This window comes from Chryseobacterium gleum (genome assembly GCF_900636535.1).
Lineage (GTDB): Bacteria > Bacteroidota > Bacteroidia > Flavobacteriales > Weeksellaceae > Chryseobacterium > Chryseobacterium gleum.
The window spans coordinates 2,928,903-2,943,928 of sequence record NZ_LR134289.1 but is presented as its reverse complement, the minus strand read 5'-3'; the positions used below and the strand labels follow the sequence as shown (position 1 = coordinate 2,943,928).

The following is a 15,026-nucleotide window of genomic DNA, read 5'->3' as shown; positions in this document are numbered from 1 at the left end:
ATTCTAAAGTTTGTATTTTTTTTAATGAATAGGCTTGATGGGTATATAATATTAAAAAATATTAACTTATTTTATCTGTGTAAGTTATAAATTAGCTATATTTGGCGGAAATTATAATTGTGTTTTAATTTATGAAAAGAGTATTTACTGCTTTAATGTTTACTTTTATAGGAGGAGCAGTGTTCGGCCAATGGACACCAACTTCTTTTAAAAAAGGAGACGATAACAAAAGAAGTACAGGATTTAGAGTAGATCAATCTAATGTAAGAGGTAATGGGTACTATAAGTTAGACCTGAACTTACTGAGATCTCAGCTGAAGAATGCACAGGAAATGGGAGCAAATTCCACTCCTGTAGTAATTTCTCTTCCTACTATGAGTGGGAAGATTGAAAGATTTAATGTATACAGTTTTCCAGTAGTTGTAAAAGAGCTGGCAGATAAGTATGAGTTAGGATCTTATGTTGGAACAAGTGTCGAGGACCCAACCAAATATTTAAGATTCAGTATTGCTCCTAATGATTTTCAGTCAATGATCATCCATGGGGATAAGTATGAATTTATTGACCCTGCTTCTGCGGATAAAACAGTTTATGCTGTTCATCCAAAAACAAAAAAGGAAAAAAATGGGTTCTTATGCTCTACGGAAGAATCTCCTGCTGCTAAGAAGGAAATAGATGCTTTATTAAAAAACGGACAGTCGTTCACTAATCAACCAACAACTTTCAACAAGAGTTCTGATAAAAAATACAGAACAATGAGATTGGCAATGTCTGTTACAGGGGAGTACACTCAATACTTTATGACACTTGCTGGTGTACCTGCTACCGCTACAGATGACCAGAAAAGAGCTCCTGCGTTGGTTGCTATCAACAATACTCTGACCAGAGTAAACGGAGTTTTTGAAAAAGATTTTGCTCTGCATTTGAATTTACAGAATTTTCCCAATGTAATTTATATTGATCCAGCTACAGATCCGTATGCCGCTGCTGCAACCGGGGCACAAGGTGCATGGAACGGACAGCTGCAAGCAGCTTTGACAGCCAATGTAGGAAATGAAAACTATGATATCGGACATTTGTTCGGTAAATCAGGAGGTGGAGGAAATGCCGGATGTATCGGATGTGTATGTATTAATCCTACCACTACAGTTCCTAAAGGAAAAGGTTCAGGGTTTACTTCTCCTGCAAACGGAATTCCATCAGGTGATAGCTTTGATATCGACTATGTTGCACACGAGATGGGGCACCAGTTAGGAGCTAATCATACTTTCTCTCACAATATTGAAGGAAGTGGAGTAAATATGGAACCTGGTTCAGGATCTACCATTATGGGATATGCCGGTATTACTGGTCCGGATACAGATATTCAGCCTAATTCTGATGCCTATTTCCATAAAGCAAGTATCGGTCAGGTTCAGGCTAACTTAATCGCGAAAACCTGTGATGTGGAAACTACAATTACCAACAATCCACCGGTAATTAATGATCTTCCAACATATACGATTCCTAAGGGCACTGCTTTTGCTCTGACAGGTACTGCTACAGATCCGGAAAATGACCCGATGACTTATTCTTGGGAAGAAGTAGATGATGCTACACTTTCTATTGATAAATATAACTTAGGAAATACTACCTCAGGAGCTTCATTCAGATCTGTCGCTCCAAGCACAAGCCCAACAAGATACTTCCCGAAATTTACATCTGTAATGAGCGGAGTATTGAATAATGCAAACAATACCTGGGAAGCTGTATCTACTAAAGCTAGAACTACAAAATTTGCATTAACCGTAAGAGATAATAATTCAGTTGTATCTCAACAGCAATCAGCTTTTAAAGTTCAGACAATTGTTGTAGGAGATAATGGCCCTTTCAGATTAGCTAACCAATATGCTGATGTGAATACTCCGACTCCGATTCAGTGGATTGTTGCCAATACCAATGCAGCTCCTTATAATGTTGCTAATGTAAAAATTGATTATACTACAGATAACGGAACAACCTGGACTGTATTATCTGCTTCAACTCCTAATGACGGAACTGAAAACTTCACTTTCCCTTCTTCATTGAACGGTCAGACTATTAAGGTAAGAGTTTCTTCAATAGGAAATGTTTTCTATGCTGTAGGACCTGTTAGCATTGCACCTCTATCTGCATGTAGCAGTGCTGCACCAACTAATGTTGCTGTAAGTAATATTACTGTATCTTCAGCGAGTGTATCCTGGATGTCTTATACCGGAGCAACATATAAGGTACGTTACAGAAAGGTAGGTACAACTGCATGGACTGAAGCTGATGCAACAGTTCCTTCAATTAATCTAAGTAATTTAATTGATGGTACAACATATGAAGTTCAGGTAGCTTTAGTTTGTGGTACTGTAGTAGGTACATATTCGACTTCTGTAAACTTCAGTACCCCGGCTATGACTTACTGTCCTGCTTCTACTAATGCTTCAAACTATGAGTATATTGCAAATGTAACACTTGCCAACGTAAATAATACTTCTGCAAGCAGTACATATACAAACTACACAACAAATACAGCACTTCAGATTAACATGACAAAAGGAAATGTTTATCCTATGTCTGTTACGGTTGGAAACCCTGATGTTGCAGATTATGATACAGTAGCTGCATTTATTGATTTTAACAAGGATGGTGTATTCAGTGATTCTGAAAGAGTACTGAATTACCCTGTAACATTAACACAGCCATCAACTGTAGTTAGTGGAAATGTTACAATTCCAGCTGATGCCGTAGAAGGACAGCCGTTAAGAATGAGAGTGGTAGCTTTCTATGTAGGTGCTGGTACTGGAAACGGAAACGTTGGTCTGTCATTACCTACAGATTATATATGTGGAGATAATTTTGATTACGGAGAAGTTGAAGACTATAACGTAGTTATTACAGGTAACCTTGCTACTGCTGAGACTGCTGTTAAAAATAATGGTATTCAGATTTATCCGAATCCGGTAAGTGATGTTCTAAACATTACTAAAGTTTCAGACAAAGCAACTTATAAAATCTATAGTGCTGCAGGACAATTAGTAGATAAAGGAAATATCAATAATGGAAAAGTGAATGTTTCCGCTTTAGTTAAAGGTGGTTATGTAATTACAATAGATGATAAAGGAGTTGAGCAATTCAAATCTAAATTCATTAAGAAATAAGCATAACTTTTAAATATTAGTAAATCCCCGGAAATTTCCGGGGATTTCTTTATTTAAAGCATAAAGAGATAATTTGCTATTTTTTTTCAAAAAAAACCTAAATGCACTTATAAATTAATAATAAAAAATGATTAGATTTGTCTGATTAATATATAATGAAAACATTATGAAGAAACTCTTTACCTCTTTAATTCTGTTTCTCTGTTTGATTTGCACAGGCTTTGTATCTAAAGTCTCGGCTCAGGCAGGCCAGATCGGGACAGGAACGGGTACCTCAGTGTATCTCCCCATACGTTCCTATTACGGGTATAGTTATTCCCAGCAGATTTATACTGCTGCGGAAGTTTCGGCTGCCATTGGTACGTCGACCTATATCACAGCCGTAAAGTTTTATGTAGACACCGTATCAAACTCTCCGGATTCCTACAAGGATTGGGTTGTTTACATGGGAAACACCACCCAGAATAACTTTACGTCCAACACAAACTGGATTCCATTAGGTTCCTTAACTCAGGTGTATGCAGGAGATTTACCTGCCATATCAAATGGAAACTGGGTTACTCTTCAGTTGAATACTCCGTTTATCTGGAATGGAACAGACAATCTTGCGATTGCTGTAAATGAAAAAACGCCAGGCTATTCATCTTCTCCGGGTACAGCCTGGGGAACTTATAATGCTGGGGCTAACAGAGGTATTCTTTATTATGAAGATACAACAAACCCAAATCCGGCTTCACCGCCTTCTGCATCAAGCAGATATTCTGATATTCCCAGAATACAGTTGGTAAGCCATCAGCTGACTCCATGTACTACTGCTCCGCCAACGAATATTACTGTAAGTAATATAACTACGGTGTCAGCAGTTGTTAACTGGTATACGGCTACAGGTTCTACTTATGTAGTAAGATACAGAAGTTTACCTTCAGGTACATGGCAGCAGGTTAACGTTACAACTCCTCTTTCAGGAAGTGCAACAATTTCCGGACTTACAGAGCAAACCCAGTACGAAGTACAGGTGGCTACTGTCTGTGGAGGTACTCAGGGAGCATTTTCTTCCAGTGTAAACTTTACAACTCCGGCACTTAGTTATTGTAACTCCGGTGCTACGAGTACTTATATTGATGGATATATCAACCAGGTTGCAGTTAACGCACAAGGTGCCCCATCTATGTATAGTAACTCTGATCAGAGCGGTTATACAGATTACAGTACAGATCCTTCAAGAGTGGTTACTTTGGTAAGAGGAGGTAGTGCTACGGTTTCTGTTTCAAAAACGTGGCCAGGTTATCAGTATGGCTTCTTAACAGGAGTTTGGATTGACTTTAACCGTAATGGTATTTTTGAAGCATCTGAAAGAGTACTTACTTCACCAAGTAATACCACAACTCCGGTAACAGCTACATTTACAGTTCCAACTGCTGCCGCTGGTGCTTATACAGGAAACCTGACGACAAGAATGCGTGTTGTATTAAATGAATACAGCCCTATTAATGCTTGTGGAACATACTCTTATGGTGAAACTGAAGACTATGCAGTAAAACTGATAGATCTGTCTGCTTGTAGTACAGCACCACCTTCCGGCATCATGGTGAATAACGTAACTCCTTCTTCAGCTAATGTTACCTGGGTTTCTACTACAGGAGCTACCTATATTGTAAGATACAGAGTTTCTCCTTCTGGAGCATGGCAGCAAATTGCAGTCAACACACCATTGATCAGTAACCAATTACTTTCAGGATTGTTGGAACAAACAACATATGAAGTACAGGTAGCTACTATTTGTGGAGGAACAACAGGTGCTTTCTCTCCAAGTGTTACTTTTACAACACCTGCTCTTACCTATTGTACAGCTGGTCCTACAAGTAATACTGCAACAAGCGGTTATATTAATAATGTAACGGTTACTCCGACGAACACTCCTATAATGATAAGTAATTCTGTATCTGATAATTATAAAGATTATACAACAGATGCAACGAGAGTAGTTATCTTTGAAAGAGGTTCGGCCAATAATAAAATTTCTGTAAACAAATACTGGCCTGGTTCTCCTACATCATATGGAGTTTCAGCATGGGTAGACTTTAACAGAAACGGAACGTTTGAAACAAGTGAGAGAATTCTTAACACCACTTATAACACAACTACTCCGGTAACGGCTACTTTCTCAGTACCTACTGTTGCGAGTGGTAATGTATATACAGGAAATCTTCCTACCCGTATGCGTGTTGTAATGAGATATTTTGATAATGCTAACCCTTGTGGAACATTCTCTCAGGGAGAGGTGGAAGACTATGCAGTAAAATTTGTCGATTCTCAGAACTGTTCAACGGCTCCTCCTACAAATATCACGGTAAATAATATTGGTGCAACTACAGCAACTGTATCATGGGTTGCTACTGTAGGAGCTACTTATAATATCAGATGGAGAACTACTCCTGGAGGTGTTTGGCAAACTGCTACAGTTCCTGCCGGCCAGAACTTCTATGGAATTACTGGACTTACAGAACAAACGAATTATGAAGTTCAGGTTTCAACAACTTGTAATGGTTCTACAGGATCTTACTCCGGCTCAGTAACATTTACAACACCACCGTTGTCTTACTGTCAGATGACAGGTACAGGAACAAATGACCACATTTCAAATGTAACAGTTACCTCTTCGAACCTTGGTGTTCCACCAATGAATAATACTTCGGTACAAGGTAACTATACCAGCTACACTACTCCTGAGACACTGATTACTTTAGATGTAAATTCTCAAAATAATAAAATCTCAGTAGCAAAAGGCTGGACGGGTTCAACAGGAAACGATGCTGTAACAGCCTGGATCGACTTTGACAGAAACGGACAGTTTACAGATGCAGAGAGAATTTTAATTTCTCCGGCTAATACAACTACTCCTGTTACGGCTACATTTGCAGTCCCTTCAACAGCTTATACTGGTGCATTGACGACAACAATGAGGGTAGTACTGAAACGTTCAAATGCTCCTGTAATGTGTCAGAATGCTGTGGATGGAGAAGTTGAAGATTACAGAGTAAGAATCAGACCTTGTAGCAATGCAACTCCGAACGCTCCGACATTTACAACTACTCACACAACAGCTACTGTTACTATCACAGGAACAGGAGTGAGCTACGTGGTAAGATACAGAGTTCAGGGAACAACAGCGTGGACTGAAGTATATGCTTCTACACAATTAGGTAACCTTCCGCTAGTTATCAATAACCTTACACCTGCTACTACTTACGAGGTTGAAGTAGCTGCAATTTGCGGGGATGTTGTAGGAACGGCTACTCCAATCAAGACATTTACAACAAGATGTGATCCTACACCTCCTAATGTAACCGTAAGTAATATAACTCCAACAACCGCATTGATTACATGGGCTCCATTAGCGGCAAGTTCTACGTACACTATGAGATGGAGAAAAGTGGGTACCACTACATGGACAACTGTAAGCTTACCTGCGCCACCAGCGAATACTTATGTTTTAGGAAGTACAACTCCATTAGAGTCGTATACAACATATGAAGTTCAGATCGCTAACCAGTGTAATGGTGAAACGACACTGAATCCATATTCAAATCCTAAAGTATTTACAACAGAAAGAATCTGCGAGATCCCGCCACCAGGATTAACAATTACTCAATTGCTTCCTACATCAGCGGCAATTCAGTGGGATCCTTTCCCTGGAGCAACGTATGTTCTTAGATATAGAAAAGTAGGTATTCCAAGCTGGACAGAAGTACCATCATTAGTTAATAACCTTGTACTGACAGGCCTTACAGAATTAACAAAATATGAAATGCAGGTAGTAAATATCTGTAACGGTACGCCAGGAAACTATACTCCTCCTTACTACTTTACAACACCTACAGTAATCTACTGTAAGATGAAGGCTGAGAACTCTACAGGAGAGCATATCTCTAAAGTAACTGTTAAGCCTACAGGTAAGAAAACAATGGAGAATGAGTCCGGAGCTTCTACATATACAGATTATACAGGAGTGCCTAAAACATTCATCGAGATGATTCAGGGATCAACGGATAACGAGATCATTATCGAGAAAAAATGGACCGGAACTACTTACAATGAAGGAATCGCTGTATGGATTGACTTCAACAGAAACGGAGAGTTTGACATCAACGAAAGAGTATTCACTTCTTCACCTAATTCAAACAGCCCGGTTTCAGGTAAATTCAATGTACCAGCAGATGCATTTGTAAGTATGACAGACTATAAGTACGTTGTGATGAGAGTAGCAATGTCCAGAGATGGTATTCCGGTAAACTGTACAGACTTCAAGAACGGAGAGGTAGAAGATTACACGGTAAGAATTTCTAAACCTGCTGTTTCCAATCCGATTGATCAGACAAGTGTTATGATTTATCCTAACCCGGTAAGTTCAGTATTGTTTGTGAAAAATGTTAGCAAGAGAGCTAAATATAAGATCTACAATGCTGCAGGGCAGGTAATCGCAGACGGTATCTTATTAAATAACCAGATCAACGTAAGCAGATTGATTAACGGTGTTTATGTAATCGATATCGATGATAACGGTAACACTACACAAAAGAAATTTATCAAAGAATAAGACATAAATTTCAAATAGAATAAGCCTCCAGAAATGGAGGCTTTTTTTGTATTGGATTCTCAACACGTAAATGCTTTTCGCAAAAAAAACTCGTTAGAAAGCTTCTAACGAGTTTTTATTTATTCAATGCCGAAGATTACCTTTTCGGTCTGTTCCTTTAATTCTTCCAGATTGGTATTATTGTAAATAATGCAATCTGCCATTTTAATTTTATCCCTTTCAGGCATTTGTTTTTCCATGACTGCTTCTACCTCACGGTAGGTTTTGTTATCTCTGTCCATCACTCTTTTGATTCTGATATTATCCTCAGCGGTTACCAAAAGAGATTTATAACATTGTCTGTTCAGTTTGAGTTCAAAAAGAAGAGCTGTTTCTTTGAAAACTAAATATTTGCTTTGTTTGTTTACCCAGTTTTCAAAATCAATTTTTACTGCAGGATGAATGATTTCATTTAATTCTTGAAGCAAATCTCTATTGTTAAAAACTTTATCTGCAACAAATTTTCTGTCATACAATCCGTTTTCATCGTAAGCATCTTCACCAAGAAGTTCCTTGATTTTTATTTTCAGTTCTTCGCTTTCATTGACAATAGCTTTGGCCCTGTCATCAGAGTAATAGACCGGAAAACCGAATTCCTCTATAAAATGAGCCACAGTAGTTTTTCCGGAGCCTATTCCGCCGGTTAAACCTATGATCTTGGGTGCTGGTTCCGGCTCTGTCTGCTGTGTTTCTGAATGTAATTCTTCCATAATTAAAAATTAATATCCAAAAACATCATTAAAGCTGAATGTCTCATCAAGTCTTACCCCTTTATCGGTCATTTTCAAACTTGCAAGTTCATTGTGGGCATCATGTTCAAAGAACAATAAGTATTCATTATCTACACACTGCTTAAGGAATTTTCCTTTTTCTTCCAGTGTTAAAAGAGGTCTGGTGTCATATCCCATCACATATACCTGGTTGATATGTCCTGCTGTAGGAATAAGATCGGCTGCAAAAACAATAGTTTTTTCCTGGTATTGAATTACCGGGAGCATTTGCTTTTCTGTGTGGCCGTCTACAAAAATCACATCCATTTTAAGATCCGGTGCAAAACCGTAGTTTCCGGTGGTAGGAAGAGGCAAAAAGTTAAGCTGTCCACTTTCCTGCATCGGCATAATATTTTCCTTCAGGAAGCTTGCTTTTTCTCTTGGATTAGGTTCTGTTGCCCACTGCCAGTGGTTTTCATTCGTCCAGAAGTTGGCATTTTTAAAAGCCGGTCTGTATCCGGTTCTGTCATCGTTCCATTCTATAGCGCCCCCACAGTGGTCGAAGTGGAGGTGTGTAAGGAACACATCCGTAATATCTTCCTTTACAAAGCCGTATTTTTTAAGATTTTTATCAAGGGTATCATCGCCCCAAAGAGAGTAGTGACCGAAAAATTTATCATCCTGTTTATTGCCAAGACCGCAGTCTACAAGGATCAGTTTTTTTCCGTCTTCAATGAGCAGGGAACGGGTTCCCAATTCGATCAGGTTTTTTTCGTCTGCCGGGTTGGTTTTTTCCCACAGACTCTTCGGGACGACTCCGAACATGGCACCGCCGTCCAGTTTAAATTTTCCACATTGTATTGGATATAACTTCATATGTATATTTTGATTATTTTTTTATTAATTTCATTTTCTCCGCAATTTTTCTTGCGTTATCATCAGATTGCTCAAGCTGGGTGATGATATTGTTAAAATCATTTTCTTTTCTGTTCTGAGAAAGTTTTTGTTTAATAAATATCTCAGTTGGAATAATTTTAATCCCAAAAGCTCCCTTCATTTCTTTTTCCACAAACTCCCTTCCCATATCTTTCACCATCATCGGACATTGCTGGAAACTTTCATATTTAGATGTTAATTTATCCAAATGGGTATACAGTTCATCATGATCCATTATTTCAACTTTTCCGTGAATCTGTACAGCTTCATAATTCCAGGTGGAAACATTAATATGATCATACCAGCTGCTGGATATATAAGTGTGGGCTCCCAAAAAGTCACAAAGAACTTCATCACCGTTTTTTAAGGTTTTTGCCTGGGGATTAGCCCTTGAAATATGAGTTTCAATATAAATATTTTCAGGATCGTCTTCGTTGAGCATCATCATTGAATGAGTTGCCCGTATCTTATCAACTGAAGAAATCAGTAAAGCAAAAGAATTTTCTCTGATGATCTCTCTCATCAAATTATAATCTTCACTTTTGTATAATTTAGGTATAAACATAAATTAATCAATTCTCATTAATTTTAAACTTTAAACCTTGAACCTTGAATTTAAAATAGCTCTCCCGGGTTTTTAGGTCTTGTAATATTCAGATGTCTGTAGGCTTTGTCCGTAACTTCTCTTCCTCTCGGAGTCCGGATAATAAATCCTTCCTGAATCAGAAAAGGTTCGTAAACCTCTTCCAGTGTTTCCGGATTTTCACCAATGGATGTTGCCAGGGCAGAAATACCAACAGGCTTTCCTTTAAAATTTTCAATCATAACACGCATGATCTTATTGTCCATCTCATCCAGACCAAATTCATCCACATTCAGAGAGTCCAGCGCATATTTAGTGATCTTAATCTCAATTTCACCATTTCCTTTTATTTCAGCGAAATCACGTACCCTTCTCAGCAATGCATTCGCAATCCTCGGAGTTCCGCGGCTTCTTCTTGCAATCTCAATGGCTGCATCTTCATAAATGATGACTCCCAGAACTCTTGCACTTCTCTGAATAATCATAGACAGAAGTTCAATAGAATAATATTCCAGCCTGCTTTGAATCCCAAATCGGGCAAGCATTGGTTTGGTAAGCATACCACTTCTTGTAGTAGCTCCTACCAAAGTAAAAGGATTTAATCCAATCTGTACGCTTCTGGCATTGGGACCTGTTTCCAGCATAATATCAATCTTGTAGTCTTCCATTGCAGAATACAGATATTCCTCTACAACAGGAGAAAGGCGGTGAATCTCGTCAATAAAAAGCACATCATTTTCTTCCAGATTGGTCAATAAACCGGCTAAACTTCCAGGTTTATCCAATACAGGACCAGAAGTAATCTTGCAGTTTACTCCCAATTCATTGGCGATAATATTGGCTAAAGTAGTTTTTCCAAGCCCCGGCGGGCCATGCAATAAAACATGATCCAGAGCTCCGCCACGTCTCTTCGCGGCAGTAACAAAGACCTCAAGATTTTCCAGCGTTTTTCTCTGTCCCGCAAAATCTTTAAAGCTCTGGGGACGGATCTGCTCTTCCTGCATCAGCTCCTCTCGTGAGTAGTTTTCCTTATCTGGATGTAAAAAATCTGGCATTAATTCATTTCATTTACCTCAAAGATAGCAAATTTAGACTAAGATTAAAGGGCAGATTGAGAAAACGTTTAGATTGAAGTCAAGGTTCTTTCCAAGGTTAAAAATGAGAAGACCTAAGATTTAAATAATTGGGATATTTTAAGTATTTTTGAGAGGAGAAATTATTAATAAAAATTAATAAAATTTTGAATGTTTAGCAGAAAGATACTGATTGTAAAATGAGTCGGTCTCAATCTAAGCATTACATTAACTTTAAGCGAATGAAATTAATAGGACCATTCAGGCAGGTGGTAACGCTTGCTGACCTTCCTTTAAGAGGAAAAATTTCCGATGAACAGCTGGAAATTATTGTAGACGGAGGAATAATAGTAGATCAGAATACCATTCATAAGGTTGGAAATTTTGAAACATTAAAAACAGAAAATCCTGCCATAGAAATTGAGCATATTGAAGGAGAACAGATTGTTCTTCCTGCTTTTGTAGATTCTCATACCCATATTTGTTTCGGAGGAAACCGTGCCAATGATTTTGCCATGCGTAATGCAGGTAAAACCTATCTGGAAATTGCAGAAAGCGGCGGTGGAATCTGGAGTTCTGTACAACACACAAGAAATGCGTCAGAAGGAGAGTTGCTGAAAGCCTTAGTAGAAAGAATCAATTTTTTGGTTGGCTTGGGGATTACCACAATTGAAATAAAGAGTGGGTATGGTCTGGATGTGGAAAATGAACTGAAAATGCTTAGGATCATAAAAAAGCCCAGAGCGAAACAAAGGCAACTTTAGTTCCTACATGTCTTTCAGCACACTTGAAACCAAGAGATTTTGAAGGAAGTAATCCTGAATATCTTGACTATATTCTTACTGAAATTTTACCAAGAGTTAAAGAAGAGGGCTTGGCAAACAGGGTAGATATTTTTATTGAAAAATCTGCATTTCAACCTGAAGAAAGTAAAGAATTCTTACGTAAAGCAAAAGAATTAGGCTTTGAAATTACGGTTCATGCGGATCAGTTTACTCCCGGAAGCTCAAGAATTGCAGTAGAAGTAGGAGCAAAGTCTGCAGACCATCTGGAAGCAACCATTGATGAAGATATTCAATTCCTTGCAAAGTCTGACACTGTAGCAACAGCTCTTCCCGGAGCGAGCCTGGGATTAGGAGAAAAGTTTACTCCTGCAAGAAAATTATTGGACGCAGGTGCTATTGTAGCCATTGCAAGTGACTGGAATCCCGGATCTGCACCTATGGGCAATTTAATAACCCAGGCCTCTATTCTGGCCACTTTTCAGAAGCTTACAACAGCTGAAGTATTGGCAGGCATGACATTCCGCGCTGCTTATGCATTGAACCTTGAAGACAGAGGACAGCTGCATGCAGGCAAGAAAGCAGATTTTGTCACTTTTAGAACTAATAATTTCCAAAATGTATTGTATAATCAGGGGAGTTTAAAAGCTGATAAAGTATATATTGATGGAAATCTGATATAAAAATTATAAATTAACCATATTTGTTCTTCAGGCAGCCGGTTTCCAATGTCTGCTGAATGAAGAACAGACAATAGGCAAATGACTGAATAATGAATAATATTTGGCAAGGCAGATTGGACGGAGAAGAGCTTCTCTATCACAGGATATTTCAACGAGTAAAAGAAGAGCGTAATTATGACAATATTTCTACAGGTGATTTTGCATTGCATGGTTTTGCCGTAGATGAAGGTGTCAGAAGAAATAAAGGCCGTCAGGGCGCTAAAGATGCTCCCGATGTTATCAGAAAAAACATGTCTAATTTTCCTGTAATCCTTCCGGATTTTTCAATGCTGGATTTTGGAAATGTTACCTGTGAAAACGGCAATCTGGAAAGTACACAGAATGATCTTGCCAAAAATGTTTCAAAAGTACTTTTAAAAGGCGGAAAATCACTTGTTCTGGGTGGAGGTCATGAAGTGACTTATGCGCATTATTTGGGGGTTAAAACAGCTTTCCCTGAACAAAAAATAGGGATTATCAATATTGATGCTCATTTTGACAACAGACAGCCTGAAAAAGGAGTCGGGCCAAGTTCAGGAACAGGATTCTGGCAGATTGCGCAGGAGGGACCGATCAATTCTCTGCATATTGGAATTCAGAGAAACTCAAATACATTGAAACTTTTTGATACAGCTCATCAATACGGGATGAAGTACATCCTGGCAGATGAATTATTTTTTGAAAATCTTCCTTCCATTTACCAGCGCATTAATGATTTGCTGGACAATGTGGATTTTGCCTATCTTACTATTTGTATGGATGTTTTTAATGCATCAATTGCTCCCGGAGTTTCCGCCGCAGCGTACAATGGTATCTTTGCAGATACAACCTTTATGCATTTTTACAGGCATATCTTAAAAAACAAAAAACTGGTTGCACTGGATGTCGCAGAAGTGAATCCTTCTTTCGATATTCAGGACAGAACCGCAAGACTGGCAGCGTGTCTTGTGAATGAATGGCTAATGATGTAAGGTAAAGCTATATTCTTCCGATAGAGAAAATCATTATTTTATTGACCCCTAAGGAATGGAATTTGCTGATTTCACCGTGCTTTAAAATAAAAGCACTTATAAATTCATTAGCTGAATTTAAAACAGAAATTTATATTATGGAACAATTAATTGAAAGCAAGCTTATTAAAGCAGATAAAGCGTTTTCAGTGTGGAGAAAAGTGCCGTTTGAGGAAAGGCAGAAGTTAATTGCAAAAGCAGCAGAGATTTTAAAGAATAATTCGGAGAAATTTGGAAGGATCATTACAACAGAAATGAATAAGCCCATTTCTGAATCCATTGCTGAAGTGGAAAAGTGCGCATTAATGATGAATTATTATGCAGCTGCAGAAAATATATTAAAACCTGAAAAAGTAGAATCTGAATTTGCTTACTCTGAAGTTCATTATGCTCCGAAAGGGGTGATTTTAGGAGTAATGCCCTGGAATTTTCCTTTCTGGCAGGTATTGAGATTCGCTATTCCCGCGATTCTGGCTGGAAATACAGTGGTTTTAAAGCATGCATCAATTTGTTTCGGAAGTGGAAATGCTATCGAAGATGTTCTTTTGGAAGCTGGTTTCCCGGAAGGGATTTTCCAGAATCTTGAAGTGGGACACAAGGATGTAAAAGAAATCCTTGAGCATGACACTGTAAAAGGAGTGAGTTTGACAGGTAGTGGAAAAGCAGGCGGTGAAGTAGCTTCAATAGCAGGATTAAATATCAAGAAATCTTTACTTGAACTGGGAGGAAGTGATTCTTTTATCATTTTTGAAGATGCTGATCTGGAAGAGGCTGCAAAGGCAGGAGCAAAATCAAGGCTTCAAAATTGCGGGCAAACCTGTACTGCAGCTAAAAGATTTATTATTGATGAAAAGATTGAAGATCAGTTTTTACCTGTTTTCATTGAAGAATATAAAAAATATGAGATTGGAGATCCTTTAGATAAAGAAACAAAATTAGCAGGAATGGCAAGACCCGACCTGGCAGATCAGCTGGAAGCCCAGTTCAACAGAGCATTGGAAAATGGTGCAGAGATTATTATTCCTTTGGAAAGAGTTTCAGAAAATGAATTTAAACCAGGTTTAATCAGAGTTCAGGAAGGGAATCCCATCTTAAAAGAAGAGCTTTTCGGACCGCTTGGTATGGTAATGACTGCAAAAAATGACGAAGAAGCTTTACAAATGGCGAATGATATTCCTTTTGGACTTTCCAATTCTGTTTGGACCAAAAATAAAGAACGTCAGTTATTCTTTATTGAAAACCTTGAATCTGGAACGGTCAACATTAACAGAATGACAAGCTCTGATCCGCGTTTTCCGTTTGGAGGAACAAAAGCTTCAGGATATGGAACAGAATTGTCTCTGTTAGCCTTGAAAGAATTTGTAACAGCTAAAACTATTGTAGGTAATTAAAATATATACGGATGTC

The 15,026-nt window shown here is 38.3% G+C and carries 8 protein-coding genes and 1 pseudogene; 5 read left to right on the top strand and 4 right to left on the bottom strand.

The window, feature by feature from the left end:
* Positions 1-131 precede the first annotated feature (131 nt).
* Complete coding sequence (locus EL165_RS13410) at positions 132-3,167, top strand: reprolysin-like metallopeptidase (protein WP_002976327.1); 3,036 nt, start codon at positions 132-134, stop codon at positions 3,165-3,167.
* Between the two features lie 166 nt (positions 3,168-3,333).
* Positions 3,334-7,764 carry a GEVED domain-containing protein gene (locus EL165_RS13405; RefSeq protein ID WP_002976329.1) on the top strand — a complete coding sequence of 1,477 codons (4,431 nt, stop codon included), beginning with the start codon at positions 3,334-3,336 and terminating at the stop codon, positions 7,762-7,764.
* A gap of 119 nt (positions 7,765-7,883) precedes the next feature.
* Here EL165_RS13405 and coaE read toward each other — a convergent pair whose 3' ends face one another.
* From coaE to ruvB, 4 genes are read right to left on the bottom strand one after another with little or no spacing between them, the layout of a single operon-like run.
* Positions 7,884-8,513 carry a dephospho-CoA kinase gene (coaE, locus tag EL165_RS13400; RefSeq protein WP_002976331.1) on the bottom strand — a complete coding sequence of 210 codons (630 nt, stop codon included), beginning with the start codon at positions 8,511-8,513 and terminating at the stop codon, positions 7,884-7,886.
* 9 nt (positions 8,514-8,522) lie between these two features.
* On the bottom strand, positions 8,523-9,389 hold the full coding sequence (locus EL165_RS13395) for an MBL fold metallo-hydrolase (RefSeq protein WP_002976334.1): 867 nt from the start codon (positions 9,387-9,389) through the stop codon (positions 8,523-8,525).
* Between the two features lie 13 nt (positions 9,390-9,402).
* Positions 9,403-10,014 (bottom strand): FMN-binding negative transcriptional regulator, encoded by a 612-nt coding sequence (locus EL165_RS13390; RefSeq protein WP_002976336.1) that lies wholly within the window; start codon positions 10,012-10,014, stop codon positions 9,403-9,405.
* Positions 10,015-10,064: 50 nt separating this feature from the next.
* The gene (ruvB, locus tag EL165_RS13385; protein ID WP_002976338.1) at positions 10,065-11,087 is read right to left on the bottom strand and encodes a Holliday junction branch migration DNA helicase RuvB; all 1,023 of its coding nucleotides are present in this window, start codon (positions 11,085-11,087) and stop codon (positions 10,065-10,067) included.
* A gap of 260 nt (positions 11,088-11,347) precedes the next feature.
* On the opposite strand from ruvB, the pseudogene hutI reads away from it, so the two are divergent.
* The 3 genes and pseudogenes from hutI (at position 11,348) to EL165_RS13370 (ending at position 15,010) form a co-directional block, all read left to right on the top strand.
* Positions 11,348-12,570, top strand: a pseudogene (gene hutI / locus EL165_RS13380) (imidazolonepropionase).
* Between the two features lie 89 nt (positions 12,571-12,659).
* Positions 12,660-13,580, top strand: a complete 921-nt coding sequence (hutG, locus tag EL165_RS13375) for a formimidoylglutamase (RefSeq protein ID WP_002976342.1) — start codon at positions 12,660-12,662, stop codon at positions 13,578-13,580.
* Between the two features lie 137 nt (positions 13,581-13,717).
* The gene (locus EL165_RS13370; RefSeq protein ID WP_041461581.1) at positions 13,718-15,010 is read left to right on the top strand and encodes an aldehyde dehydrogenase family protein; all 1,293 of its coding nucleotides are present in this window, start codon (positions 13,718-13,720) and stop codon (positions 15,008-15,010) included.
* Positions 15,011-15,026 lie beyond the last annotated feature (16 nt).

Excerpts from the sequence above, each read along its gene's own strand:
- EL165_RS13410 (WP_002976327.1), top strand. The coding sequence starts at position 132 with ATGAAAAGAGTATTTACTGCTTTAATGTTTACTTTTATAGGAGGAGCA.
- EL165_RS13405 (WP_002976329.1), top strand. The coding sequence starts at position 3,334 with ATGAAGAAACTCTTTACCTCTTTAATTCTGTTTCTCTGTTTGATTTGC.
- coaE (WP_002976331.1), bottom strand. The coding sequence starts at position 8,513 with ATGGAAGAATTACATTCAGAAACACAGCAGACAGAGCCGGAACCAGCA.
- EL165_RS13395 (WP_002976334.1), bottom strand. The coding sequence starts at position 9,389 with ATGAAGTTATATCCAATACAATGTGGAAAATTTAAACTGGACGGCGGT.
- EL165_RS13390 (WP_002976336.1), bottom strand. The coding sequence starts at position 10,014 with ATGTTTATACCTAAATTATACAAAAGTGAAGATTATAATTTGATGAGA.
- ruvB (WP_002976338.1), bottom strand. The coding sequence starts at position 11,087 with ATGCCAGATTTTTTACATCCAGATAAGGAAAACTACTCACGAGAGGAG.
- hutG (WP_002976342.1), top strand. The coding sequence starts at position 12,660 with ATGAATAATATTTGGCAAGGCAGATTGGACGGAGAAGAGCTTCTCTAT.
- EL165_RS13370 (WP_041461581.1), top strand. The coding sequence starts at position 13,718 with ATGGAACAATTAATTGAAAGCAAGCTTATTAAAGCAGATAAAGCGTTT.